Source organism: Kiloniella majae, assembly GCF_002118315.1.
GTDB classification, from domain to species: domain Bacteria; phylum Pseudomonadota; class Alphaproteobacteria; order Kiloniellales; family Kiloniellaceae; genus Kiloniella; species Kiloniella majae.
The window spans coordinates 475,461-498,869 of the sequence record NZ_MTSZ01000003.1 but is presented as its reverse complement, the minus strand read 5'-3'; the positions used below and the strand labels follow the sequence as shown (position 1 = coordinate 498,869).

Annotated in this window: 22 protein-coding genes; 8 read left to right on the top strand and 14 right to left on the bottom strand. The window is 46.5% G+C overall.

The features are described 5' to 3' along the window. Nucleotides 1-5: 5 nt before the first annotated feature. The 7 genes from mreD to miaA form a co-directional block, all read right to left on the bottom strand. Nucleotides 6-518, bottom strand: coding sequence for a rod shape-determining protein MreD (gene mreD, locus BKB51_RS11905; RefSeq protein WP_085901296.1), 513 nt, complete (start codon nt 516-518; stop codon nt 6-8). Beyond that, nucleotides 515-1,396 (bottom strand): rod shape-determining protein MreC, encoded by an 882-nt coding sequence (mreC, locus tag BKB51_RS11900; protein ID WP_085901295.1) that lies wholly within the window; start codon nt 1,394-1,396, stop codon nt 515-517. Before mreC ends, mreD begins: the two co-directional genes overlap by 4 nt. Nucleotides 1,397-1,527: 131 nt before the next feature. Further along, complete coding sequence (locus tag BKB51_RS11895; RefSeq protein WP_046509031.1) at nt 1,528-2,565, bottom strand: rod shape-determining protein; 1,038 nt, start codon at nt 2,563-2,565, stop codon at nt 1,528-1,530. A gap of 350 nt (nt 2,566-2,915) precedes the next feature. Continuing rightward, a complete protein-coding gene (gene ilvC / locus BKB51_RS11890; RefSeq protein WP_085901294.1) occupies nt 2,916-3,935 on the bottom strand; it encodes a ketol-acid reductoisomerase in 1,020 nt (339 codons plus the stop codon). 68 nt (nt 3,936-4,003) lie between these two features. Continuing rightward, nucleotides 4,004-4,510 (bottom strand): acetolactate synthase small subunit, encoded by a 507-nt coding sequence (ilvN, locus tag BKB51_RS11885; protein ID WP_218044028.1) that lies wholly within the window; start codon nt 4,508-4,510, stop codon nt 4,004-4,006. Nucleotides 4,511-4,605: 95 nt separating this feature from the next. Further along, nucleotides 4,606-6,369 carry an acetolactate synthase 3 large subunit gene (locus BKB51_RS11880; protein WP_085901292.1) on the bottom strand — a complete coding sequence of 588 codons (1,764 nt, stop codon included), beginning with the start codon at nt 6,367-6,369 and terminating at the stop codon, nt 4,606-4,608. A gap of 134 nt (nt 6,370-6,503) precedes the next feature. Then, nucleotides 6,504-7,454, bottom strand: coding sequence for a tRNA (adenosine(37)-N6)-dimethylallyltransferase MiaA (miaA, locus tag BKB51_RS11875; protein WP_218044010.1), 951 nt, complete (start codon nt 7,452-7,454; stop codon nt 6,504-6,506). Between the two features lie 108 nt (nt 7,455-7,562). On the opposite strand from miaA, the gene serB reads away from it, so the two are divergent. Then, nucleotides 7,563-8,456 carry a phosphoserine phosphatase SerB gene (serB, locus tag BKB51_RS11870; RefSeq protein WP_085901290.1) on the top strand — a complete coding sequence of 298 codons (894 nt, stop codon included), beginning with the start codon at nt 7,563-7,565 and terminating at the stop codon, nt 8,454-8,456. A gap of 71 nt (nt 8,457-8,527) precedes the next feature. Here the strand turns inward: serB and BKB51_RS11865 are convergent, their stop codons facing one another. The 4 genes from BKB51_RS11865 to hflK all read right to left on the bottom strand — a co-directional run bounded on the left by BKB51_RS11865 (nt 8,528) and on the right by hflK (nt 12,516). After that, complete coding sequence (locus tag BKB51_RS11865) at nt 8,528-10,066, bottom strand: DegQ family serine endoprotease (RefSeq protein ID WP_085901289.1); 1,539 nt, start codon at nt 10,064-10,066, stop codon at nt 8,528-8,530. 180 nt (nt 10,067-10,246) lie between these two features. Then, a complete protein-coding gene (locus BKB51_RS11860) occupies nt 10,247-10,435 on the bottom strand; it encodes a DUF2065 domain-containing protein (RefSeq protein WP_085901288.1) in 189 nt (62 codons plus the stop codon). A 102-nt stretch (nt 10,436-10,537) separates the two neighbouring features. Continuing rightward, a complete protein-coding gene (hflC, locus tag BKB51_RS11855) occupies nt 10,538-11,419 on the bottom strand; it encodes a protease modulator HflC (RefSeq protein WP_085901287.1) in 882 nt (293 codons plus the stop codon). A gap of 17 nt (nt 11,420-11,436) precedes the next feature. Beyond that, nucleotides 11,437-12,516, bottom strand: coding sequence for an FtsH protease activity modulator HflK (gene hflK / locus BKB51_RS11850; protein WP_085901286.1), 1,080 nt, complete (start codon nt 12,514-12,516; stop codon nt 11,437-11,439). Nucleotides 12,517-12,793: 277 nt separating this feature from the next. Here hflK and apbC point away from each other — a divergent pair, with 277 nt between their 5' ends. Both apbC and BKB51_RS11840 read left to right on the top strand, forming a co-directional pair. Next, nucleotides 12,794-13,918: an iron-sulfur cluster carrier protein ApbC gene (gene apbC, locus BKB51_RS11845; protein WP_085901285.1), complete on the top strand. Its 1,125-nt coding sequence runs from the start codon at nt 12,794-12,796 to the stop codon at nt 13,916-13,918. 139 nt (nt 13,919-14,057) lie between these two features. Beyond that, a complete protein-coding gene (locus BKB51_RS11840) occupies nt 14,058-14,876 on the top strand; it encodes a DUF1194 domain-containing protein (RefSeq protein WP_125911830.1) in 819 nt (272 codons plus the stop codon). 9 nt (nt 14,877-14,885) lie between these two features. Here BKB51_RS11840 and BKB51_RS11835 read toward each other — a convergent pair whose 3' ends face one another. Next, nucleotides 14,886-15,389, bottom strand: a complete 504-nt coding sequence (locus BKB51_RS11835) for a dihydrofolate reductase (protein ID WP_085901283.1) — start codon at nt 15,387-15,389, stop codon at nt 14,886-14,888. Nucleotides 15,390-15,591: 202 nt separating this feature from the next. On the opposite strand from BKB51_RS11835, the gene BKB51_RS11830 reads away from it, so the two are divergent. The 5 genes from BKB51_RS11830 to BKB51_RS11810 all read left to right on the top strand — a co-directional run bounded on the left by BKB51_RS11830 (nt 15,592) and on the right by BKB51_RS11810 (nt 21,553). Next, nucleotides 15,592-16,275 carry a GntR family transcriptional regulator gene (locus BKB51_RS11830; protein ID WP_085901282.1) on the top strand — a complete coding sequence of 228 codons (684 nt, stop codon included), beginning with the start codon at nt 15,592-15,594 and terminating at the stop codon, nt 16,273-16,275. Between the two features lie 143 nt (nt 16,276-16,418). Beyond that, on the top strand, nt 16,419-17,426 hold the full coding sequence (locus BKB51_RS11825) for a proline racemase family protein (protein WP_198946713.1): 1,008 nt from the start codon (nt 16,419-16,421) through the stop codon (nt 17,424-17,426). A gap of 317 nt (nt 17,427-17,743) precedes the next feature. After that, on the top strand, nt 17,744-19,174 hold the full coding sequence (locus tag BKB51_RS11820; RefSeq protein WP_085901281.1) for an aldehyde dehydrogenase family protein: 1,431 nt from the start codon (nt 17,744-17,746) through the stop codon (nt 19,172-19,174). Nucleotides 19,175-19,210: 36 nt separating this feature from the next. After that, nucleotides 19,211-20,467: an NAD(P)/FAD-dependent oxidoreductase gene (locus BKB51_RS11815; RefSeq protein WP_085901280.1), complete on the top strand. Its 1,257-nt coding sequence runs from the start codon at nt 19,211-19,213 to the stop codon at nt 20,465-20,467. 84 nt (nt 20,468-20,551) lie between these two features. Continuing rightward, nucleotides 20,552-21,553: a 4-hydroxyproline epimerase gene (locus BKB51_RS11810; RefSeq protein ID WP_085901279.1), complete on the top strand. Its 1,002-nt coding sequence runs from the start codon at nt 20,552-20,554 to the stop codon at nt 21,551-21,553. 45 nt (nt 21,554-21,598) lie between these two features. Here BKB51_RS11810 and BKB51_RS11805 read toward each other — a convergent pair whose 3' ends face one another. Continuing rightward, nucleotides 21,599-22,171, bottom strand: a complete 573-nt coding sequence (locus tag BKB51_RS11805; protein ID WP_085901278.1) for a rhomboid family intramembrane serine protease — start codon at nt 22,169-22,171, stop codon at nt 21,599-21,601. A 42-nt stretch (nt 22,172-22,213) separates the two neighbouring features. Next, a complete protein-coding gene (locus BKB51_RS11800) occupies nt 22,214-23,344 on the bottom strand; it encodes an alanine racemase (RefSeq protein ID WP_085901277.1) in 1,131 nt (376 codons plus the stop codon). Between the last annotated feature and the right edge of the window lie 65 nt (nt 23,345-23,409).

Genomic DNA, 23,409 nt, shown 5'->3' with positions numbered 1-23,409 from the left:
TAATCCTAATCCTTGAGTAACGTTCGCTGAATCAAAGCAAAAATCCATGAAAAAGCGGGGTATACGGCAACAGTCGTCAGGTTTTGAAAAATCACTGGTCTGTAATCAGGAATACCCGGTTCCAATAAATATATTAAGACCCACTTAAACAGAAAAGCCAAGCTGGAGAGAATAAAAAAATTAATCCAAAGGGCAGAAAAAGAAGCACCAACAAGAAACTTACGTTGACCATTTAAGGCCAAACAGAACAACAGTAAAATTAAAGGACCAACACCCAGTAAAATACCTGACAGAAGATCATGGATAAAAGCCAATCCGAAAACGGCCCATATTGGCATCAAATCAGGACGATATAATGTCCAATAAAAAACAGAAATCAAAAGGATAGAGGGAACAACCTCTGCCAAATTCGGGATACGTAAGGGAACAAGAAAAAGTATTGTAAGTAAAAGCGTAATCGTAAAAGGACAGGCAGAACGGGCTAGTCCATCAATACGTTGCCAAAAGGTCGGGTTCACTTTTGTCTCTCGGCCCCGCTATCCGAGTAGAGGATATCCAGGTTTTGCTTCAGGCCATAGTCTTCTAGGCGCAAGAACTCGAGGTGCCCCCAGTCAGCATAAGGACGTACTTTGATTGCAGCATCTGTCAAAGAATGTACAACTCCGACAGGCAGCCCCGCGACAAAACCACCACCTTGGCCCGATGTATAGATCGCATCCCCAACCTTCACATTTGTCCCTTCGTCAAGATAAAGTAAGGATGGTGAGGGGGAATTATCTCCTGCCAAGATCGCTCTGGATCTAGAAGCGCCAACAAAAACAGGGATACGACTACTCAGATCAGTTAAAAGAATGACACGAGAAGAATGGCGGCCAACCTCGGCTACACGACCGGCCAACCCCAAACCAGTCATTGCGGCTTGACCTTTTGTTATGCCATCCAAACTACCGGCATTAACAACAACAGAACGTACGAAAGAACCGCCCTGATCAGCAACCACCATTGCTGTTGTTACATTTGGCGCTCGTGTCGGCGCAAGATTTAACATTCCCCGCAGAGAAGCATTCTCGCCTTGCAGCTTGGCAGCTGTAATTTGCCAACGACGCAGATTTTCATTCTGGCGTCGCAGTTCTTCATTTTCAGATTTTAGAGCCACATAGTTTTGAGCGGTTTCAATCGTATCGCTTATCATAACGACAGGACGATTGGCGATTTCCATCAAGGGAGACACGCCATCCACAACGGCTGTACGCACACGTTCAACACCAACATTTCCAGTTTTCGCCAAAATTATCAATGCGATAGCAACAACAATCAAAACAGCATAAGCAGAACCGTGAAGCCACGCCTGAACAGGCGTTGTCACATGACTGATGGCTCCAATCCTCTTATTCAAGTTCTGCTCCTGTTATATTTAACATGAGATAATCGTCACAAACCTTTGAAAATATTCTATATACTATACACCAAAAAGTTAAAAAATAACTTTTAAATTGATAGAAATACAAAATAATTTCAAATTTGACGTTAATACATCTGAATGAGAACGTGCTGAAGTGTTTTCCAGTCTTCCAGGCAACGACCGGTTCCCATAGCAACACAGCTAAGAGGGTCATCTGCAATGGATACAGGTAAGCCAGTTGAAGCTCGGAGAACATAATCAAGGTTACGCAGCAATCCGCCGCCGCCAGTCAAGACAATACCCTTATCAACGATATCAGCAGCAAGCTCTGGTGCTGTATGCTCCAGAGCAACCTTAACAGCCTCAACAATACCACCAACAGGCTCGGCAAGAGCTTCGGCAATCTGGCGCTCAGAGATAATCAGCTCTTTAGGAACGCCGTTCATAAGATCACGGCCCTTGATTTCCATTGTCATGCCTTCACCATCTTCAGGTGGGCAAGCTGATCCAATTTCCTTCTTGATACGTTCAGCAGATGCTTCACCTACAAGAAGGTTATGGTTACGACGGATATAAGCGATAATCGCTTCATCCATCTTGTCACCACCAACGCGGACAGATCTGGAATAAACAATTCCACCAAGGGAAAGCACAGCAACTTCTGTTGTACCACCACCAATATCAACAACCATAGAACCGGTTGGCTCAGTCACAGGAAGTCCGGCGCCAATCGCAGCAGCCATTGGCTCCTCGACAAGATGAACTTCGCGTGCGCCAGCAGATTCAGCTGATTCCTGAATAGCACGACGCTCAACCGCAGTAGATCCAAAAGGAACACAAACAACAATTCTTGGACGGGCGAATGAGCGGCGGCCATGCACTTTGTGAATAAAGTGTTTGATCATTTCTTCTGCGACATCAAAGTCAGCAATAACACCATCACGCAACGGTCTGATAGCTTGGATGTTACCTGGCGTACGACCAAGCATTAACTTGGCTTCATCACCAACAGCAAGAACTTGTTTCTTGCCTTTTTTCTCACCGATTGCAACCACAGAAGGTTCGTTGAGGACAATGCCCCGTCCCTTCACATATACCAAGGTGTTGGCGGTACCGAGGTCAATGGCCATATCGGTAGAAAACATGCCAAACAAAGAGACCATGAATTAGCTATCCCTAAATTTCAAACGTCATACACAATTATGCGAGGGATACTCCTGCAAAGCACACTTTGCAAGGCATAGCCCCGTAATGTTTGGAGAAAGTCACAAAATTCCCCCCGAAACAGAATGTCCCGATGGTCGGGTACAATAACACTTTTCACATTTTGTGAAAGGCCGAAAATCGCAGTTTGTTTACTCTTTCGCGATTTCCTTGTTATCACCCGGAATTTACGTTTATTCCCCCACGGATACATCGTGCAAAGAAAGAGCTTTAAAGATGGTTAACAAACCACATCAAACATAAAAAAAGGCGGGATAAACCCGCCTTTTCTTTAAAGCTCAAAGAAAAATTAGTTCTTTTCTTTGTCAACAAGCTTGTTCGCACCAATCCAAGGCATCATCGCACGAAGGCGAGAGCCAACTTCTTCGATTGGATGCTCGGCATTCAAACCACGTGTTGCTTTCAGTTCAGGCTGACCAGCTTGGTAATCCAAAACAAATTTCTGAACAAAACGGCCAGACTGAATGTCAGCAAGAACACGCTTCATTTCAGCTTTTGTTTCATCAGTAATAATACGTGGGCCAGTTACATAGTCACCAAATTCCGCTGTATTAGAGATGGAATAACGCATGTTTGCCATGCCACCTTCATACATTAGATCCACAATCAACTTCACTTCGTGCAAGCACTCAAAGTAAGCCATTTCAGGTGCATAACCAGCTTCGGTCAGCGTTTCAAAACCTGCTTTGATCAAGTCACAAAGACCACCACACAGAACAACCTGCTCACCAAAGAGATCAGTTTCACATTCTTCACGGAAAGTCGTCTCAATAACACCGGAACGACCGCCACCAATAGCAGAAGCATAAGAAAGGGCAATTTCCTGTGCGTTACCAGAAGCATTCTGATGAACAGCGATCAAGCATGGAACACCACCACCTTTAAGGTATTCACTACGTACGGTGTGACCTGGGCCTTTAGGCGCGATCATGAATACATCTAGATCTGCACGTGGCTCAATCAGTTTAAAGTGAACATTCAAACCGTGTGCAAAAACAATTGCAGCACCTTCTTTGAGGTTCGCAGCAAGATCAGCATTGTATAGAGAAGCCTGATTTTCATCTGGGGTCAGGATCATCACAACATCTGCCCAGGCAGCTGCATCAGCTGGTGCCATAACTTCGAAACCAGCGGCTTCAGCTTTTGCAACTGAGCTAGAGCTTGGACGAAGTGCGACACGCACATCTTTAACACCACTGTCTTTCAGGTTGTTAGCATGGGCATGGCCCTGGCTACCGTAACCAACGATTACAACCTTCTTACCTTTAATCAGATTTACATCCGCATCACGGTCATAATAGACACGCATCGCTTATTCCTTCCTTACTGTAGCTATTCATAGCTATATCAAATAGAAAATCTCGTGGGTTGTATCGCCTAGAGCGCCTTTGCCCCGCGGGAAATGGCTACAACACCTGTCCGACTGACATCAATCAATCCTAAGGGCTGCATTAGATCAACAAAGACATCCAGCTTGTCACTTTTGCCTGTCATTTCAAAAACAAAGTGATCATGGCTGGAATCAACAACACGGGCACGGAAAATATCCGCAATCCGCAAAGCCTCAACACGCTTCTCACCAGCACCTGCAACCTTGATCAAAGCAAGTTCTCTTTCAACAGAAGTCCCTTCCTTTGTCAAATCACGGACGCGGTGAACAGGAACAAGACGCCCTAACTGGGCTTTAATTTGTTCCAAGATCTGGGCAGTACCAGATGTTACGACTGTAATTCTAGAAAGACCGTGCGCGACATCGACCTCGGTCACAGTCAAGCTTTCAATGTTATATCCACGGCCTGAAAACAGGCCAATAACTCTGGCAAGAACACCAGGTTCGTTATCAACAAGAACCGCTATCGTACGGCTTTCAATATTTGTATCCATCGGCGCCATGGGACGCATATCCTACTAATAGTTTTTGTCACAATTCATTTCGCACACTTTTAACAAAGCAATGCGAACAACAAATCAATCCGCGATCAGACGAGAACCATTCCCTCTTCAGAAATTGGCTTCGCAGCAGTATCTTCAGGACCAAGCAACATTTCGTAATGCGCCGCACCTGATGGAATCATCGGATAACAGTTTTCTTCTTTTGCGACCTGACAGTCAAAGATAACCGGCTCAGGGGAATCAATCATTTCCTGAAGCATTTGATCCAGGTCTTCCGCTTTTTCACAACGCATCCCTTTGAGCCCGAAGGATTCAGCCAGTTTGACAAAATCAGGCAATGCATCAGAGTAACTTTCAGAATGGCGATTACCATGAAGCAACTGTTGCCACTGACGCACCATTCCCATCCATTGGTTATTCACCACAAAGATCTTAACAGGCAGCCTGTACTGGGCAATTGTTCCCAACTCTTGCATGTTCATCATGAAGGAAGCTTCTCCGGAAATATCAATCACCAGATCTTCACGGTGCGCAAGCTGAGCTCCAACCGCAGCTGGCAGACCATAGCCCATTGTGCCCAAGCCCCCAGAGGTCATCCACTTTTTGGGTTCATCAAAATGAAAGTACTGTGCAGCCCACATCTGATGCTGACCAACCTCTGTCGTAATATAAGGCTTACGATCTTTGGTTAGTTCATAAAGACGCTTAATCGCGTGCTGAGGCTTGATGATCGGTCCATCCTGAACATAGCCAAGACAGTCTTTCGCGCGCCACTCATCAATACGAGACCACCATGCTTTTAGCGATTTGGCATCAAGAGAATGTTTCTTCTCTTTCCATATCCGAAGTATCTCTTCAACAACACGTCCGGCATCGCCAACAATCGGAATATCAACCATGACATTCTTGTTGATAGAGCTGGCATCAATATCAATGTGAATCTTTTTGGAATCCGGTGAGAATTCATCGATAACACCGGTAATCCGGTCATCAAACCGTGCGCCAACATTGATCATGACATCGCAGTTATACATGGCAAGATTGGCTTCGTAGGTACCATGCATACCAAGCATACCAAGAAACTGTTTATCTGTTCCCGGATAAGCACCAAGTCCCATCAACGTCGTTGTACAAGGTGCGCCCGTTAAACGAACAAGCTCAGTCAAAACCGTGGAAGCAGACGATCCAGAGTTAATCACCCCGCCACCAACATAAAAAACTGGTCGCTTAGCGTTCGCGATTAGTTCAACAGCTTCGTTAATGTGATCAACTTCACCATTAACTTGCGGGCGATAGCTTCTGTGTTTCACATCTTCCGGTGCAAGATACGTATCGATTTTGCCTTGCTGTACATCTTTTGGCAGATCAATAACAACAGGACCGGGACGTCCGTTTTGCGCCACATAAAAAGCTTCGTGCATTGTACGAGACAAGCTCTCGATATCACGAACCAGATAGTTATGCTTTGTACAGGGACGCGTAATACCCGTTGTATCAGCCTCCTGAAACGCATCGTTACCAATAAGGTGCGTTGGAACCTGACCTGTAAGACAGATCAAAGGAATTGAATCCAAAAGAGCATCGGTCAAACCGGTCACAGCATTTGTTGCACCGGGACCAGATGTGACAAGGACGACACCAACTTTACCAGTAGATCGTGCATATCCTTCCGCTGCGTGCACCGCACCACCTTCTTGACGAACGAGAACATGCTTAATGTCGTTCTGTTTGAAGATAGCATCATAAATCGGTAGCACTGCACCGCCAGGATAGCCAAACACGGTGTCCACACCCTGATCTTTCAGGGCTTTGATCACTATTTCCGCGCCGGTAAACTGTTCGGTCGCCATTGGTTTCATTCCTCTCAAACAACTGGCTTTTCAATGATGTGCAATCCTAGCTCCAAAGCCTGTAACAAGAAAAGGAGCAAAAGGCCAAGATTCTCTAGCCTTTCTTTTTGGTTGCGAGCGCGAAAACTAGCCTCTTAGCAAGAAGGGGTCAAGCCGCTTTGGCGAATAAAATTAAAAAAATCACCCAATAATCTTTCCGAATATTTCTCATTTACGATTTTAGCGTCATTATATTGTGTTCTGATCCATGTCATCTGCCTTTTTGCATAGCGGCGGGTATTTTGCTGCGCACGCGAAATTGCACTCTCCAGACTCGCCTTTCCCTGGATATATTCGGCAAGTTCCGGCACGCCCAAAGCCTTCATAATCGGCAGCGAAGGATCAAGAGATAAAGCGAGCAAGTCTTCCACTTCTTTTAACCCGCCCTGATCCAGCATAATCTCAAATCGTTTGTTACAGTTATCGTAAAGATCTTCCCGGGGCGGCACCAAGGCAAAGCGGATAAAATCATAATCCGGTACCTTCCCTTCAGCTTCCCTTTGCCAATGCAAAAGCGACTTCCCGGTATAAGAAACTACCTCCCAGGCCCGCGCCAATCTCTGACTATCACCCGGGTTCAGTTTCTCTCCCATTTCAGGGTCAAGCAGTGAAAGTTCCGCTTTAAAAGCCTCTCCACCGATTTGCGCCAAAAGAGCTCGCCCTTTTTCGCGAATAGCCTCTGGAATATCAGGAACCTCTGCAATCCCTTTTTCCAGCGCCCGAATATACATTCCTGTCCCACCAACAAGAATTGGCATCTTGCCACGCCCGTGGACACGATCAATTTCCTCAATAGCCAGAGTTCGCCATTGCTCGACAGAACACCTGTTAGAACCGGGGATTGTGCCATATAAATGGTGGGGAACTTTTTCTAAAGATGCTTTGTCCGGACGCGCAGTGATGACATCAAGCTCTTTGTATATTTGCATAGAGTCCGCATTGATGATTTCACCATCCAGCGCCAGCGCCGCATCGACACCAAGAGCTGATTTCCCACTGGCGGTCGGTCCCGTTATGACAATTACTTTAGGCTTATCGTTGATCACGTCTGACTTCTCTGCTTTAACAAGGTCTATCTGGTTCCTACTATAACCTGATCTGAAGAGCCACAAAAACAAATCAGAACTAACAATCAGACCCGAGGTCATGTCCCAATGCGTTTTGTTGCCACCCTTGTTGCCCGCCCGAACAGTTCACTGCTTGATCATGCAACTGTTCAGTCAATTTCCACATGCCTGACAGAACATGGCGCATCATTAGAAGAACAGGATTGGCTCTCAGACGGGGAAGCTTGCGATATTTTCTTTTCGGACCTGGGGATTAAAGAAGCCAAGGACCTGATAGCACAGGAAGTACTGGGCAGTCCTTTTGATTTTGCCGTTCAGGAAACAGCAAATCGCCGCAAGAAGCTGCTTGTCGCAGACATGGAATCGACCATCATCGGTCAGGAAATGATTGATGAGCTAGCCGTTCGTCATGGAATCGGTGACCAGATAGCCAAAATTACCGAACGATCCATGCATGGAGAGTTAAATTTTGAAGAATCTCTCAGAGAACGAGTTGCTCTCTTAAAAGATATTCCTGAAAGCGAGCTCACCGAAATATCTGATTTGATGGAATTAAACCCGGGCGCAGACACTCTTGTCAAAACCATGCGGAAACACGGTGCCTATACGGCACTGGTCTCTGGCGGGTTTACCTTTTTCACAGCTCAAATTAGAGATCTTTGCCAATTCAATGAAGACCGGGCTAACACGCTTAACATTGAAAACGGTAAACTGAACGGCACAGTGACAGAGCCTATTCTCGGAAGAGAAGCCAAACTGGAAGCAACCGAAGATCTTATTCGGAAACTGGGGTTCACCCTGAAAGATGTTTGCGCTGTCGGCGACGGTGCCAATGATCTCGCCATGTTGTCAGCCGTTGGCATGGGTGTTGGCTATCACGCAAAACCTATTGTACAGGACACTGTAGAGTATCAGGTCAAGCACACCGATCACCTCGCCCTGCTCTATTATCAAGGCTATAGCAAAGAAGACTTCGCTTAAACGCCCCCCCCAATTAAAAAGGGCGTCCCCAATAAAAGGGACGCCCTTTTCACAAGAGAAAAGTATTCTGGTTACGAATCAAGTTTGATTGCAACCCAGGAATATTCACCCTGTTTAAACACCAACAGAGTAACAACCCTGAAGCCGGCGTCTTTGGCTTTTCCCACAAGTGATGCCACCTGTCCTGGATCAGATACTTCTTCCTGATCCACTTCGACAATAACATCACCTGGGCGCAAGCTCTTCTCGGCTGCGCTACTATTAGGAACGACATCAGTGATCACCACACCATTTACACTGTCGTTCAATTTAAAGCGCTGCCTGGTTTCTCCATCAAGTTTACCAAGATAAAGACCAAGGTCATCTACCTTGCTAGTTTTGCGCTCGTTTTTCTTCTTGGACTGAGAAGGCGCAACAGCCGCAACGACATCATCATCTAGCTGGCCAAGATCAACCTGAACCGTTTTACGTTTTCCTTTACGCCAAACCACAACGTCAACTTCACGGCCAATCGGTGTTTCCGCGACCATCAGAGGAAGCTTGCGCATTTCAGGAACTTTGCGACCATTAAACTCAAGAATAACATCGCCCTGTTTGATACCAGCTTTCTCAGCTGGACCACCTTCGGCAACAGAGGCAACCAGTGCCCCACTTGCTTCGTCCAGACGCAGACCTTCGGCCAGTTCTTCTGTTACAGTCTGAATGTGCACACCAAGCCAACCACGTCTGACTTCACCGTGTGATTCAAGTTGTTCAATGATATTTTTCGCCATAGTCGAAGGTATGGAAAAGCCGATACCAACTGAACCACCTGACGGGGAATAGATTGCAGAGTTAACACCAATAACTTCGCCATCCATATTAAAGAGCGGCCCGCCAGAGTTACCCCGGTTGATCGCAGCATCAGTCTGGATAAAGTTATCATAAGGACCAGACCGGATATCACGTGAGTGAGCAGAAATGATGCCCGCAGACACTGATCCACCAAGACCAAAAGGGTTACCAATAGCAAGAACCCAGTCACCAATCCGGGATTTGTTCGAATCACCCCATTTGGTTTCTGGAAGGTCAATTTTTGTATCGACCTTTAACAAAGCCAAATCTGTTTTTTGGTCTGTCCCAATAATCTCAGCATCAAGAACAGTTCCGTCCTGCAAACGAACAGCCACTTCATCTGCACCATCAATCACATGATGGTTCGTGACAATCAGGCCGTCTGAATCGATGATAAATCCGGACCCCTGTGCACCGCCACGGCGCGGTTGCTGTGGGCCACGCCCACCTCTTCGTTCAAAGAAGTCCCGGAAAAATTCTTCAAAGTTTTCACCCTGAGGGATCTGCTGCTCCCCCTCGGTCTGTTCACTTGGCTCAATGGTTTGCGTCGTAATAATATTCACAACCGACGGCAATAACTCTTCAGCCAGATCTGCAAAGCTATCCGGCGCTGAACGGGCCTTCGCCGCCGCAGCCATAGAAAGCATCGCAATAGCAACGGTCACGCCAACAAGCCATTTTTGTATATTCTGGGAACTTTGTGAATTTTGATTGGCGGTTACGGACTTCGCCACCGCCACAGCACGGTTACCTGTATTATCCGCTCTTTTTATCATTCGAGATTTCTCCAACTATTCTTGTCGCATTTAGCGAGTAACGAATACTTATGCTTAAACCAGTTAGATTCAAGCTATGTTGCCTTTGACGATGTCGTAGGAAATGGGCGTAATTGTGACTTCCACGTGACATTTCGCCCTTTATTACCTCTTTGATCTCCAACTCCATCGAAACACTTTTTAGACAGATCTGATAATCCAGATCAAAAAAACGCCAACAACCGCACAACTAAGCCCGCCTGCACGCAATGCACTCGGTGACATCTCGTTCAAAAGCTCTAGCAATTGCCGTAGTCGATGCGGAAAAAGCGATAGAAAAATCCCTTCAATGACAAGAACCATCGCTAAAGCCGTTAAAAATTCAGTCATCTCTACATCACTGTTTATTCATCAAAACTTGTTAAGTTATCTACCACAAAAAAGCGGCGATATCCCGAAAGATACCGCCGCTTTCATAATCATTAAATCAACTTATTCAGCTGATTTATCTGGTGCATTCACGCCAGAGAAGAATTCAAAGAAATCACTGTCTGGTGAAATCACCATATAGGTCCCTTTGGTGGCTAACGCCTCTTCGTAGGCCTGCATCGAACGATAGAATTTGAAGAACTCTGGATCTTGTCCATAGGCATCGTTCAAGATCTTTGTAAGAGCCGCATCACCCTGACCACGAAGAATTTCAGATTCTTTTTTGGCTTCCGCCGTTAGAACCGTCACCTCACGATCAGCACTTGATTTAATCCGCTGCGCCAACTCAAAACCTTGCGCACGGAACTCTGCCGCTTCTCTTTCACGTTCGGTTTTCATACGGGCGAACACAGCTTGACTGGTTTCAACCGGCAGATCAGCGCGACGAATACGAAGATCCAGCACATCGATACCAAAACGTCTAGCTTGCTCATTCACATGTTTCAAAACACGCGCCATGAATACATCACGCTCTGGTGATAACACTGAACTCAATGTTGCTTTACCAAGTTCACCACGCAGACCGGCATTAACAATTGTTCCCAACCGTGTACGAGCAACATCTTCTGACCGTACTGTTTTAAAGAACTGTAGCGGGTCATCGATTTTATACCGCGCAAATGCGTCAACCAACAAAGGCTTCTGATCGGAAAGGATCATACGCTCTTCTGGCGGATCAAGGTTCAGAACACGCTTCTCGTATCTCTGAACATCCTGCCATGGTAATTTCCATTCTAGGCCAGGCTCAGAAACCGTTTTAATCGGGTTACCAAACTGTAGAACCATCACCTGTTCGCGTTGGTCCACAGTGAAAAGCATGCTGCTGGTAAGGAACGCAACAGCAACAACGACAACTCCAACAATGAGAGTAATTTTATTATTCATAATACTAACTCCCGATCTTATTGGCTATTTTTACGAAGCTGATCAAGCGGCAGGTATGGCACAACACCATCCTGATCTGATCCCAAAATAACCTTATCGGTTTCTTTGAGAACTTTCTGCATCGTTTCAAGATACATACGTCGCTTGGTCACTTCTGGATTTTGTTTGTATTCGCGGTAAACAGAAAGGAAACGATCCGCTTCACCAGTCGCCTCATTCACAAGACGTTCTTTATAGGCTTCAGCTTCCTGAATTTGTCTTTGCGCTTCACCACGTGCACGCGGGATAATATCATTACGATATTTCTCGGCTTCATTACGTGCGCGATCTTTATCCTGTAAAGAACGCTGTACGTCATCAAAGGCATCAATCACAGCCGCTGGAGGCTGAACGTTCTGAAGCTGAACTTCAGTAATCAGGATACCAGCTTCATACCCATCAAGGATCGACTGAAGAAGAATCCGGGTCTGCGTTTGAATATCATCACGCGCTTCGGTCAGAGCAGGTTGAATATCTGTACGCCCGATAACTTCACGTAGCGCTGATTCAGCAGCAATCTTAACCGTTGCTTCTGGTTCACGAATATTAAACAGGAACTGTCCAGGGTCTGAAATTTTCCACTGAAGGGTCAGGTGAATATCAATGATATTCTGATCCCCGGTCAGCATCAGACTCTCTTCAGCAACAGCTCTGCTTTGCGAACGACTACCTGTATTGTTTCCGCGGAACCCAATATCGATCTGATGAATTGTTGTTACTTCGGGTGTGAGGACTGTTTGAATTGGATATGGATAATGCCAATTCAAACCCGCTTCTGTTGTATTCACCCATTTACCGAACTGGAGAACAACCCCCTGTTGGTTAGGCTGGACACGATAGAAACCGGATGCAAGCCATAGGAGCAGGACAACAGCGAGAATAAAGACAAAGCCTTTACCGCTGAATCCACCACCACCTGGGATCATTTCTTTAACCCGGTCCTGACTCTTGCGAATCATGTCTTCGATATCAGGTGGTCGCTGTCCTCCACCGCCACCGCCGCTATTGCCACCGCCCCACGGGCCGCCGCCGCCAGAACCTTTATTTTCCCAAGGCATCTATTTTCCCTGTGTTAATCAATTAAGAATGCAAACGAATTTGCTTGAATCTGTCACTAAATGCACCTGTTTTTCAAGCCCAGTGCAACAGAAAACTAAATATTTTCAGCAGAGGGTGCGTCAATTCCCCCTTATCTTTGTCGTGGACCCTACCATATAATCAAGGCATAACACTTTAATCAACGTGCAAGAGACCAACAAAGAGTACCTGCACATATTGTACAAGTTGCGGAAAATTCAAGTGCGAATTCAAGGGAAATTCAGGGGAAATTCAGGGATGAGTAAGGTTACAGAACAACAAATTCTCGATACTTTGAGAACGATTGTAGAACCTCAGAGTAAAAAGGATATTGTCAGCCTTGGCATGATTTCTGGCCTTATCATAAAAGAAGGCAATGTCGGGTTTTCGATCGAAATTGATCCTGCGCAAGCTGCAGAAATGGAATCTTTGCGTAAAATAGCCGAAAAAGCCGTTCATGCGCTTGATGGCGTTTTATCGGTCAGTGCGATTCTTACTGCCGACAATGCTCCGGGCGAAACGAAACCCCAAGCACCTTCTCAACAGCCAAAATCACCCCCTCCTTCTCCTGGGCCAGGCAACAAGATCGAGCTAAAAGGTATCAAGCATATTATTGCTGTTGCCAGTGGCAAGGGTGGTGTCGGCAAGTCAACAACGGCTATCAACCTTGCATTATCACTTGCCAAGCAAGGTTTAAAAATCGGCCTGATGGATGCAGATATCTATGGTCCATCCCAACCCCGTATGATGGGGATCACCGGGAAACCGTCCTCACCAGACGGTAAAACCCTGTTACCAATGGAAAGACACGGCATCAAGTGCATGTCCGTCGGCTTTCTGGTAGCAGAAGACACCCCCATGATCTGGCGTGGCCCTATGGTTCAAAGTGCTCTAACCCAAATGTTACGTGATGTTGTTTGGGGCGAACTGGACCTCCTGATCGTAGATATGCCGCCCGGCACAGGCGACGCGCAGTTGACCATGGCACAACAGGTTCCCTTAAACGGGGCTGTCATTGTTTCTACGCCACAGGACATTGCCTTGCTCGATGCACGTAAAGGTCTAAACATGTTCCGCAAGGTTGATGTCCCTGTTCTGGGTATTATCGAAAACATGAGCGTTTACATCTGTCCAGAGTGTGGTCACGAAGCCCACATCTTTGGGGAGCATGGCGCCCGTGCCGAAGCAGAAAAAATGGAAACACCTTTCCTTGGTGAAATGCCACTGCACATAGATATAAGAATGACATCTGATGAAGGGGAACCTATCGTGATTTCCTCACCAGATGGCGAACATGCCAAGCGTTACGCAGAAATCGCGACTAAAGTCTGGGCAAGTCTGTCCAACGCAGAGCGAAAAGCACCTGCTATATCGATGGAATGATGCAACCTCTTAGCTAGAAATAAACTTAACCTTAGACAAAAAAGCCCTGTGAGATTTTCGCGGGGCTTTTTTCCATCATTTTGAGAATTTTCCTTTTTATGAGAGGCTCTCAAAATAGATAAATGATCTTGGTGCTTCCGTGACGAGGGAAATCGTAAAGTTTTCCAAACGCATTCTTGCTATCACTCCCCGATTATTTCCGGGATTGATGCTGGGATTGTTTTTGGACTGCTATCTCTGCATCAAAACCACCTACGCAACAGAGCTGGAACCCGTCGATCTCGAATTAGTCTTGGCCGTTGATGTTTCCCACAGTGTTGATGAATACGAAGCAAACCTTCAACGCAGGGGTTATATTGAAGCATTGAAAGACCCAGATGTGATCGACAGTATTCGCTCGGGGCCTTTGGGGCGCATTGCCGTGACCTATATCGAATGGGCCGGAGAGCAACATCAAATCAAAGTCGTTGAATGGTCTATTCTCGACAGCAAAAAAAGTGCAGAGATCTTCTCGGAAAAGCTTACAAGCCGTCCGATAAGCTCGGCCCCGTCAACATCCATCAGTAAAATGATCGATATCGCCAGCTTTGAGATTAACCACAATGATTTCATTGCCCCACGATCCGTCATTGATATTTCCGGTGACGGCCCAAACAGCGACGGGCGGCATGTCCAGCTAGCCAGAAATGATGCTATTAATCAGGGTATTACAATCAATGGATTGCCCGTTTTATCTTTCCGACCAAACCCAAATGGCCTTGGGGCACCATCGGCATGGCTCGGGGCCTATTACCTTAAGAATGTTATTGGCGGCGAAAATGCTTTCCTGATTGAAGTTCTCGGCTTTGAAGCTTTCAGCGAAATTTTAAAAGAAAAGCTCAAACGCGAAATCAAAGGCACGTCAGAGATCGCATCCAACAAGTCTCAAAATTCCGACAAAAGAAACAAAGCATACTAACCTACATGATTACACCCGATTAGAGATAACAAATGCATACCCGGGTGTACTGCCGTCTGGCGCATGTGCTTCGCGGGAAACTTCAGACCATTGCTCTACTTTTGTTTCTGGAAAAAAAGCATCCGCTTCAGGCTCAAGATCAACTTCTGTGATATAGAGACGATCGGCAAGATCAATGGATTGCGTATAAATTTGCGCCCCCCCGATAATCATTAATTCATCACCACCTAAACGCTGAACCTCCTCACGGGCCAATTTCAGAGCATCTTCCAAACTTGAGCTCAACCTCACGCCTTCTGCTTTAAAATTTTCGTCACGGGTAATCACAATGTTAAGGCGACCAGGCAAGGGGCGACCTATTGATTGAAAGGTTTTACGCCCCATGATAACTGGCTTGCCCATTGTTTGCGCTTTGAAAAACTTCAAATCACCAGGAATGTGCCATGGCATAACGTTGTCTTTCCCGATTGCTCGGTTTTTTCCATGGGCTACAATCAGGGAAACAGTCGTCATCAACTCACTCTTTTCAATCGTATTCAGTAGAGGAAAATATTAAAACCATGGCCAGAGGATCGCGTCAATTAACCTTGATTTCAGATTATCTATGAAAGCTGCTGGTCAAAGGCGGATAAAATATCCTATTATGCAGCCCAGCCGTCATTGGCAATGAAGGCATCATAATTAAGCAATTATAAAAACGGAAGCCCAAAACCGAATGGCCGACATCAATAATAAATCAGGCGGTTTTAAACGCCAAACGATCACCGAAGCGGTGGCGGAAGCTCTCAGAGAAGAAATACTTTCAGGACAGCAAAAAGAAGGCGCCCAACTAAGGCAGGATGCCATTGCGTCACGCTTTAACGTCAGCAGAATTCCCGTTCGTGAAGCCTTGAGACAACTGGAAGCAGAAGGCCTTGTTACCTTCTATGCTCACAAGGGTGCCGTCGTCTCGGCTTTATCCCGCGAAGAAATTCGCGAACTTTTTGACATTAGACGTTTGCTGGAAGGCGATTTGATCTCTCGCGCAATTCCCAGAATGCCACCAGAACTTATTCAGGACGCTGAAAATATCCTCAATCGTTATGATGTGGCGCTTGAAAATGGCGAAGTATCCTTATGGGGAGAGCTAAACGCAGAATTTCATCATATCCTTTATATCGCAGCAGAACGTCCGAAAACCTTGGCGATTGTGCAAAATCTGCACAATAATATTGATCGCTACCTTCGGATACAGCTCCACAGTGCGGGCGCACGCGCCAAAGCACGTGATGACCACTGGGACCTCTTGAAATTCTGTAAAGCCGGTGATGTTAAGTCTGCTGCTGATCTACTGGATCGCCATATTGAAGCAGGCTGTGAGAATCTGATTGAATTTCTCGATGAGCAATCTGCTGGTTAACCCTTACCGGTTTGTAACAAAGCAGCCATCTAGTTTTACATTGAATTAATTCGAAGAAAAAAGCGGCTCCAAAAATTGCTGCTTTTTTCTTGGAATATTTTTATTGTATAAAGTATGCAAACATCATTTTCAGGCCGAATGCGATGACTGACGTTAAAATTAAAACTGTAGAGATGCACACGGGTGGGGAACCACTGCGAATTATTACAGATGGATACCCTGAGATAAAAGGGGCAAGCATTCTAGAAAAGCGTCGCTACGTCAGAGATCACCTTGACCACCTGAGACACCTTCTTATGTTCGAGCCACGCGGACACTATGATATGTATGGCGCTCTTTTGGTCGAACCATCTCACCCGGAAGCCGATCTTGGTGTGCTCTTTTTGCATAACGAAGGTTACAGCACCATGTGTGGGCATGCTGTTATTGCTCTTGGGCGATATGCCATAGATCAAGGCATTGTTGAAGCCATGGAACCAACCACGACAGTCAAGATTGAATGCCCCTGTGGTCTTGTCGTTGCTGATGTCGATGTAAAAAAAGGCAAAAGCGATGCAGTTTCTTTTCGCTCCGTTCCAGCTTTCGCCTTCCTTACAGATCAGAGTATTGATGTTCCGGGATACAACACTGTCACATTCGATATCGGATATGGGGGTGCTTTTTATGCATTGGTCTCTGCACAACAACTGGGATTAGATATACATAACACCCCGACAAGAGATCTCGTTGATGCTGCTGATGCAATCAGTTCCGTTGTAAGAGCATCTGTCGAATTAGCACACCCGGAATCTGACGATCTCGCATTCCTCTATGGTACAATTTTAACCGACGGGGAAGATGCTTTCACAACAACACCAACCGCCAATATCTGTGTCTTTGCAGATCGACAGGTTGATCGAAGCCCGACGGGTTCAGGTGTAACCGCGCGTATAGCAGTGCAAATTACCAAAAATCAAATCGAAATTGGACAAACCCGCCAATTTGAAAGTGTTACCAAAAGCCTGTTCGATGCAACAGCAGAAGAGCTTCTCAGCTACGGACCTCATCAGGCGGTTCGCGTTCGCGTTAAAGGAAAAGCAAACTATACAGGTGAATCGACCTTCACGGTAGAAGAAGACGATAAAATTGGCCGTGGATTTCTATTAAAATAATAAAAATCAATATGATAGAAACAAGAAATAATTAGAATCTCTTCTTAATGCTAAAATATTGTATACAATATCCAATGAATACATATAATAACCTCAACGCTTAATCAGGTAAGACAAAAAACTCACGAAATCCAAGACCTCTTGCCACCATAATGGCAAGTCAACGTAAAGGCAGTTCTACGGATTTTAAAACCAATACCCAAGCCCGAAAAAAACGGGTTATTGATTTAGAATGATCGCCAGTCGACTAAATCGAAAATAACCGATCAAACAGATAGATGATGTTCATCATCCCCAACACCAAGGGAGTATAAGTCTTGAAACAGAATTACATTAACGGACAGTTTGTTGAGGGTTCAGCAGCCCGTGATAACATCAATCCATCAAACACATCTGAAATTGTTGGCGTTTACACCCAAGCTGACGCAGCGCAAACCCGCGAAGCAATTGATGTCGCAGATGTCGCAGCAAAAAGCTGGTCACAGTCAACACCACAACAACGCTTTGATGTACTGGATACAATCGGCACAGAACTTCTGACAAGAAAAGCAGAACTAGGTGAACTTCTTTCACGCGAAGAAGGAAAAACCCTTGCTGAGGGTATCGGCGAGACTGCACGTGCAGGCCAAATCTTCAAGTTTTTTGCGGGCGAAGCACTACGCCTCAAAGGCGACAAACTTGCTTCAGTTCGTCCCGGCGTAGAAGTCGAAGTTGTCAGAGAAGCTTTGGGTGTTGTTGGTATTATTACCCCATGGAACTTCCCGATTGCTATTCCTGCATGGAAGATTGCCCCTGCTATTTGTTATGGTAACGCCATCGTTTTCAAACCTGCCGACCTTGTTCCTGGTTGCGGTTGGGCACTGGCTGACATCATCTCACGCTCTGGCCTACCCGAAGGTGTCTTCAACCTTGTCATGGGACGCGGGTCAGTTGTTGGCGAAGAAATTCTGACCAACCCGAAAATTAATGGCGTCAGCTTCACCGGATCAGTTGCAACTGGCCGTCATGTTGCCGCTACCTGTGCCGGACGCATGGCCAAATTCCAGCTCGAAATGGGTGGTAAGAACCCTCTGGTTGTTCTTGATGACGCCGATCTTGATATTGCGGTCGAAACAGCTGTTCAAGGCGCATATTTCTCAACGGGTCAACGTTGTACAGCATCTTCCCGTCTGATCGTAACAGAAGGTGTTCACGACGAATTCGTCGCTAAAGTAATCGCCAGACTTGAACAACTCAAAATCGACAATGCGCTGTCTGATGGTGTTCATATCGGCCCGGTTGTTGATGAAAGCCAGCTAAAACAGGATCTGGATTACATCCGTATTGGTCAGGACGAAGGCGCAAAGCTAGCCTATGGCGGTGAGCTTCTGGAACGTGCGACCAAAGGTTTCTATCTGTCCCCTGCTCTCTTCACAGAAACGGGTAATTCAATGCGCATCAATCGTGAAGAAGTCTTCGGACCTGTTGCCTCTGTTATTCGCGTTGCTGATTATGATCAAGCTCTTGCTGTTGCCAATGACACAGAGTTCGGTTTGTCATCCGGTATCTGCACAACATCCCTGAAATACGCATCACACTTCAAACGAAATGCCAAAGCAGGGATGGCCATGGTGAACCTTCCCACAGCAGGCGTTGATTACCACGTTCCATTTGGAGGCACCAAAGGATCAAGCTATGGCAGCAGAGAACAGGGTAGTTATGCAGCTGAGTTCTTCACAACAGTAAAAACTGCCTATACGCTGCCATAGGGTAACGAAAAACGACTCAGCCTTTGGAGATTATGGATGAGCGCGGGAACAAAAAAAAACATACTCGTTGTTGGATCGGGTATCATTGGTCTTTGCAGTGCAAGCTATCTTTTAAAAGACGGCCATTCTGTTACGATTGTTGAACGCGACCCGCTCGGTGATGGTGCTTCTTGTGGCAATGCAGGTGCAATTGCCGCAACAGAAATCGTTCCCTTTGCTCTTCCCGGGCTTTGGAAAGATGTGCCCGGCTGGTTACTGGACCCTTTGGGGCCTTTATCCCTTCGCCTGACCTATCTACCAAAGTTCCTCCCTTGGCTGTATCTATTCCTAAAATCCAGTAGCCATCAACAGGTAGAAAAAACAGCTTCGGCTATGAGCGCCTATCTGAAGACCGCTTTTGATGACTACGCTCCCCTTCTTGGCGAAGCTGGATTACAATCGCTTTTGAAAACAGAAGGATCACTGACCGTTTACAAAAGCGAAAAGGGAAGAGAAAAAGACTCCTATTACTGGGATCTGACACGCAGAAACGGTATTGAGGCACACAACCTTTCCCGATCAGAAATTCTGGAACGCGAACCTCAGTTGGGAGAACTGGCGAAATGTGGCGTCTACACCCCACACTGGGGACACTTTGCCAATCCGGCAGATTTAATCAAAGGTCTTGCGGAACAGTTTACCCGTAATGGCGGTACTTATATCACCGATGAAATAGAACACATTGAACATCAGGACAATCGCCCCTCATCAGCAATAACCAAGAGCGGGCAAAATATCGCGTTTGATCAGCTGGTGATTTGTGCCGGTGCCTGGTCGGCACGTCTGGCTAAAAAACTTGGCGACAGCTTTCCGCTGGATACCGAACGAGGCTATAACACAACACTGCCGACCCCCGGAATTGACCTAAACAACATGGTCCTTTTTGCAGAGGACAAGTTTGTCGCAACACCTATGAATATTGGCCTCCGGATCGGTGGGGCTGTCGAATTTGCGGGGATAGAAGCCGAGCCCAATTACAAACGGTGTGACGCACTTCTGACCCTTGCCCAAAACTATATGCCCAATCTGAACGGTGCTGGTGGAACGAAGTGGATGGGACGTCGCCCGTCAACACCCGACAGTGTTCCCGTCATCAGTCAATCAAGCCAACATACAAATGTCCATTACGCCTTTGGCCACGGGCATCTTGGTATCACAGGGGGCGCCGTCACAGGGCGAACGGTTGCTGATATGGTGTCTGGTCGGTCAGCAAGTTTTGATCTCAATCCCTTTAGTATTAACCGTTTTAATTAAATCATCACAATTTTACCAACGATAACAAAGCCTCAAACAATAAAGCCCCGGTTGGGCAGAAAGCTTCCATAAGGATAAACATACGTGGCAAACCATACTTTTTTCTGTGTTGATGCACATACTTGCGGAAACCCGGTCAGGGTTGTTGCAGGCGGCGGCCCTCTTCTTCAAGGAGATTCCATGCTAGAGCGGCGCGCACATTTTCTTGCCGAATATGACTGGATCAGAACAGGATTAATGTTTGAGCCACGCGGACACGACATCATGTCCGGCAGTATTCTTTATCCCCCAACCCGTGAAGATTGTGACATCGGTATTCTTTTCATTGAAACCAGTGGCTGCTTGCCAATGTGTGGGCATGGTACAATCGGTACTGTGACGGTCATGATTGAGCGCGGTTTGGTTACGCCAAAAGAAGAAGGTGTTTTACGCCTCGACACCCCTGCAGGTCTGGTGATTGCAGAGTACAAAAAGAACGGTGATTACGTTGATTCCGTGCGTATTCGCAACGTTGCCTCTTTCCTTCATTCAACCAACCTTAACGTTGATGTGCCTGACTTTGGCAACCTGACGTTTGACGTTGCCTATGGCGGTAATTTCTACGCAATCATAGAACAACAGGAAAACTACCAGGATCTAAACGATATCACGCCGGGCGATATCCAGCGCCTAAGCCCCATGATCCGTAATTTGATCAATGAAAAATACGCTTTTGTTCACCCCGAAGATGACCGTATTCGCGGCTGCTCACATCTACAATGGACGGGAACACCCGTGCACCCAGACGCCCACGCCCGGAATGCTGTTTTTTATGGCGACAAGGGCATCGATCGTTCTCCTTGTGGTACAGGGACCTCTGCCCGGATGGCACAGTTAGCTGCCCGGGGAAAACTCGACATCGGTAGCGACTTTGTACATGAGAGTATCATCGGCAGCCTGTTCAAAGGCCGCGTTGAAGATCGTGCTACAGTCGGTGATTACGACGCCATTATCCCATCCATAGAGGGTTGGGCCCGTATCCACGGTCTAAACAACATCTTCATTGATGATCGCGATCCCTACGCAAAGGGCTTTTTACTGACGTAATACTCTTTCTAACGAGCAACGAAGAAGCCACACGGATATATCTTATCAAGAATATCTGGGTGTTTTTTTTGTTCTACAGGAAATGTAGGCAATCAACCCGCCCGACAAGAAGCCAAACAGATGTGCTTCGAATGAGACACCTCTCATCGGGATAAAAAGTCCAGAGATCAATCCACTGTATAGCGCGAGAACAAATACCGCGATGATGATTGATCGGAAATCGCGACGCCACCAGGCCGATCCCAACAAATACCCGAGCAATCCATAGACTACGCCACTTGCCCCGATGTGAAGAGCAGTACGGCCAAAGCACCACACCAACCCGCCAGAGAAAAGAATAAGTGCCAGACAAACAGAACGAAACTGGCCTCGTCTTTCGCCGGACCTTTCGAGCGATACCAAACAGCCCAAAATCAAAAGCGGAACTGAATTTGATATCAGGTGAACATAATCCCCATGTAAAAAAGGTGAGACGAGAATACCCGGTAGTGTTTCCATGTGCCGAGGCACAAGACCATATTGGTAAAGGGCACCAGACAATACCCAGTTCAAGGCAAAAACAGCCCAGAGACTACCTACAAAAATAAAGACATCCCGAAAACGATTCAGAAAACTCATCCCAGTTTCATGAGGCCCAGTTTCATAAAAACCATCTGCACATTACCAACGATTAATCCGTTCCCATTTCCCCAAAAGCTCTCCTTCGGCGCTATGCACTTCATAATGAGAAAACCCTGCACAGGTCATACAAGTATGAATAGGTAAGATCCGAAGACGGCTTCCAACAGGAAATTTCTCATAAGGCAGATCACCGGATACCGATGCAATAAGGCCGTGTTCCTGATGAACAGATTCGACATACAGCTCTTCAATCACGTCGCCATCCACCCCACAAACGAGCCCGTAACCTGTATGAGACGAGAATTCGCTGGCGCTGATATCTTTCGATAAAGCCAAGCCACCAGCGTCAATCAAAAGCCGGTTTGCTGTTTTATTGTGCCCAATGACAGAGGTCAGAACCGTGGCTGCAATCTCGTTTTGCTTGCAGGCCCCAATGAACATCTGATCAACATCGCCAAACATATAAACGCCCGGCCTGATTTCTGTCAGTCCTTCGTAGCTTTTGGCAAAAACCGCTGTCGGTGTTGACCCCGCGCTGACAACAGGGCAAGGAAATCCTGCATCCAACAGGCGTTCTGAAGCACTGACGACAGCACGTCTCTCCTGCTCAGCTACTTCAGCAATCTCTTCTGGTGTAGAGAAGTGATAAGAATGGCCTGCATGTGTCATAACCCCTTCCAAACTCAAGCACCGGGAATATGTAATGGCTTTTGCCAAATCCAAAAGTTCTTGAGAATCAGTAAGTACGCCCCCGCGCCGCCCTCCGCTATCGATCTCAATCAAGATCGGAAAAGTTGTCCCGAGCTTTTTGGCCTCATCATCCAAAAGGGAAATGGCATCAGGATTATCGGAGATCAACGTCAGCTTAACGCCTTTGTCTTGTATCCTCTGCGCTTGTGACAACTTTGATGGGACAATCCCCACAGCGTAAAGGATGTCTGTTACACCTCCACTGGCAAAGAAATCAGCTTCTGCCAAGGTAGAAACAGTAATGCCATCAAAACCATCTTTTGTTGCGCAGTGATAAGCTTCTAATGCTTTTGCCGTTTTCATATGCGGGCGTAGCCTTACACCTGCCTCTTGGGCGCGCTCTTGCATTACTCGGCAGTTTTCTTCAAACACATCTTTGTCGAGCAAAAGCGTCGGCGTATTCAGAGTATCGAAAGGCATGGTGTTCTTCCCGTAAAGAAGTCTGTTACTTAATGATAAAACGAACCGATCTGTACACCTATATC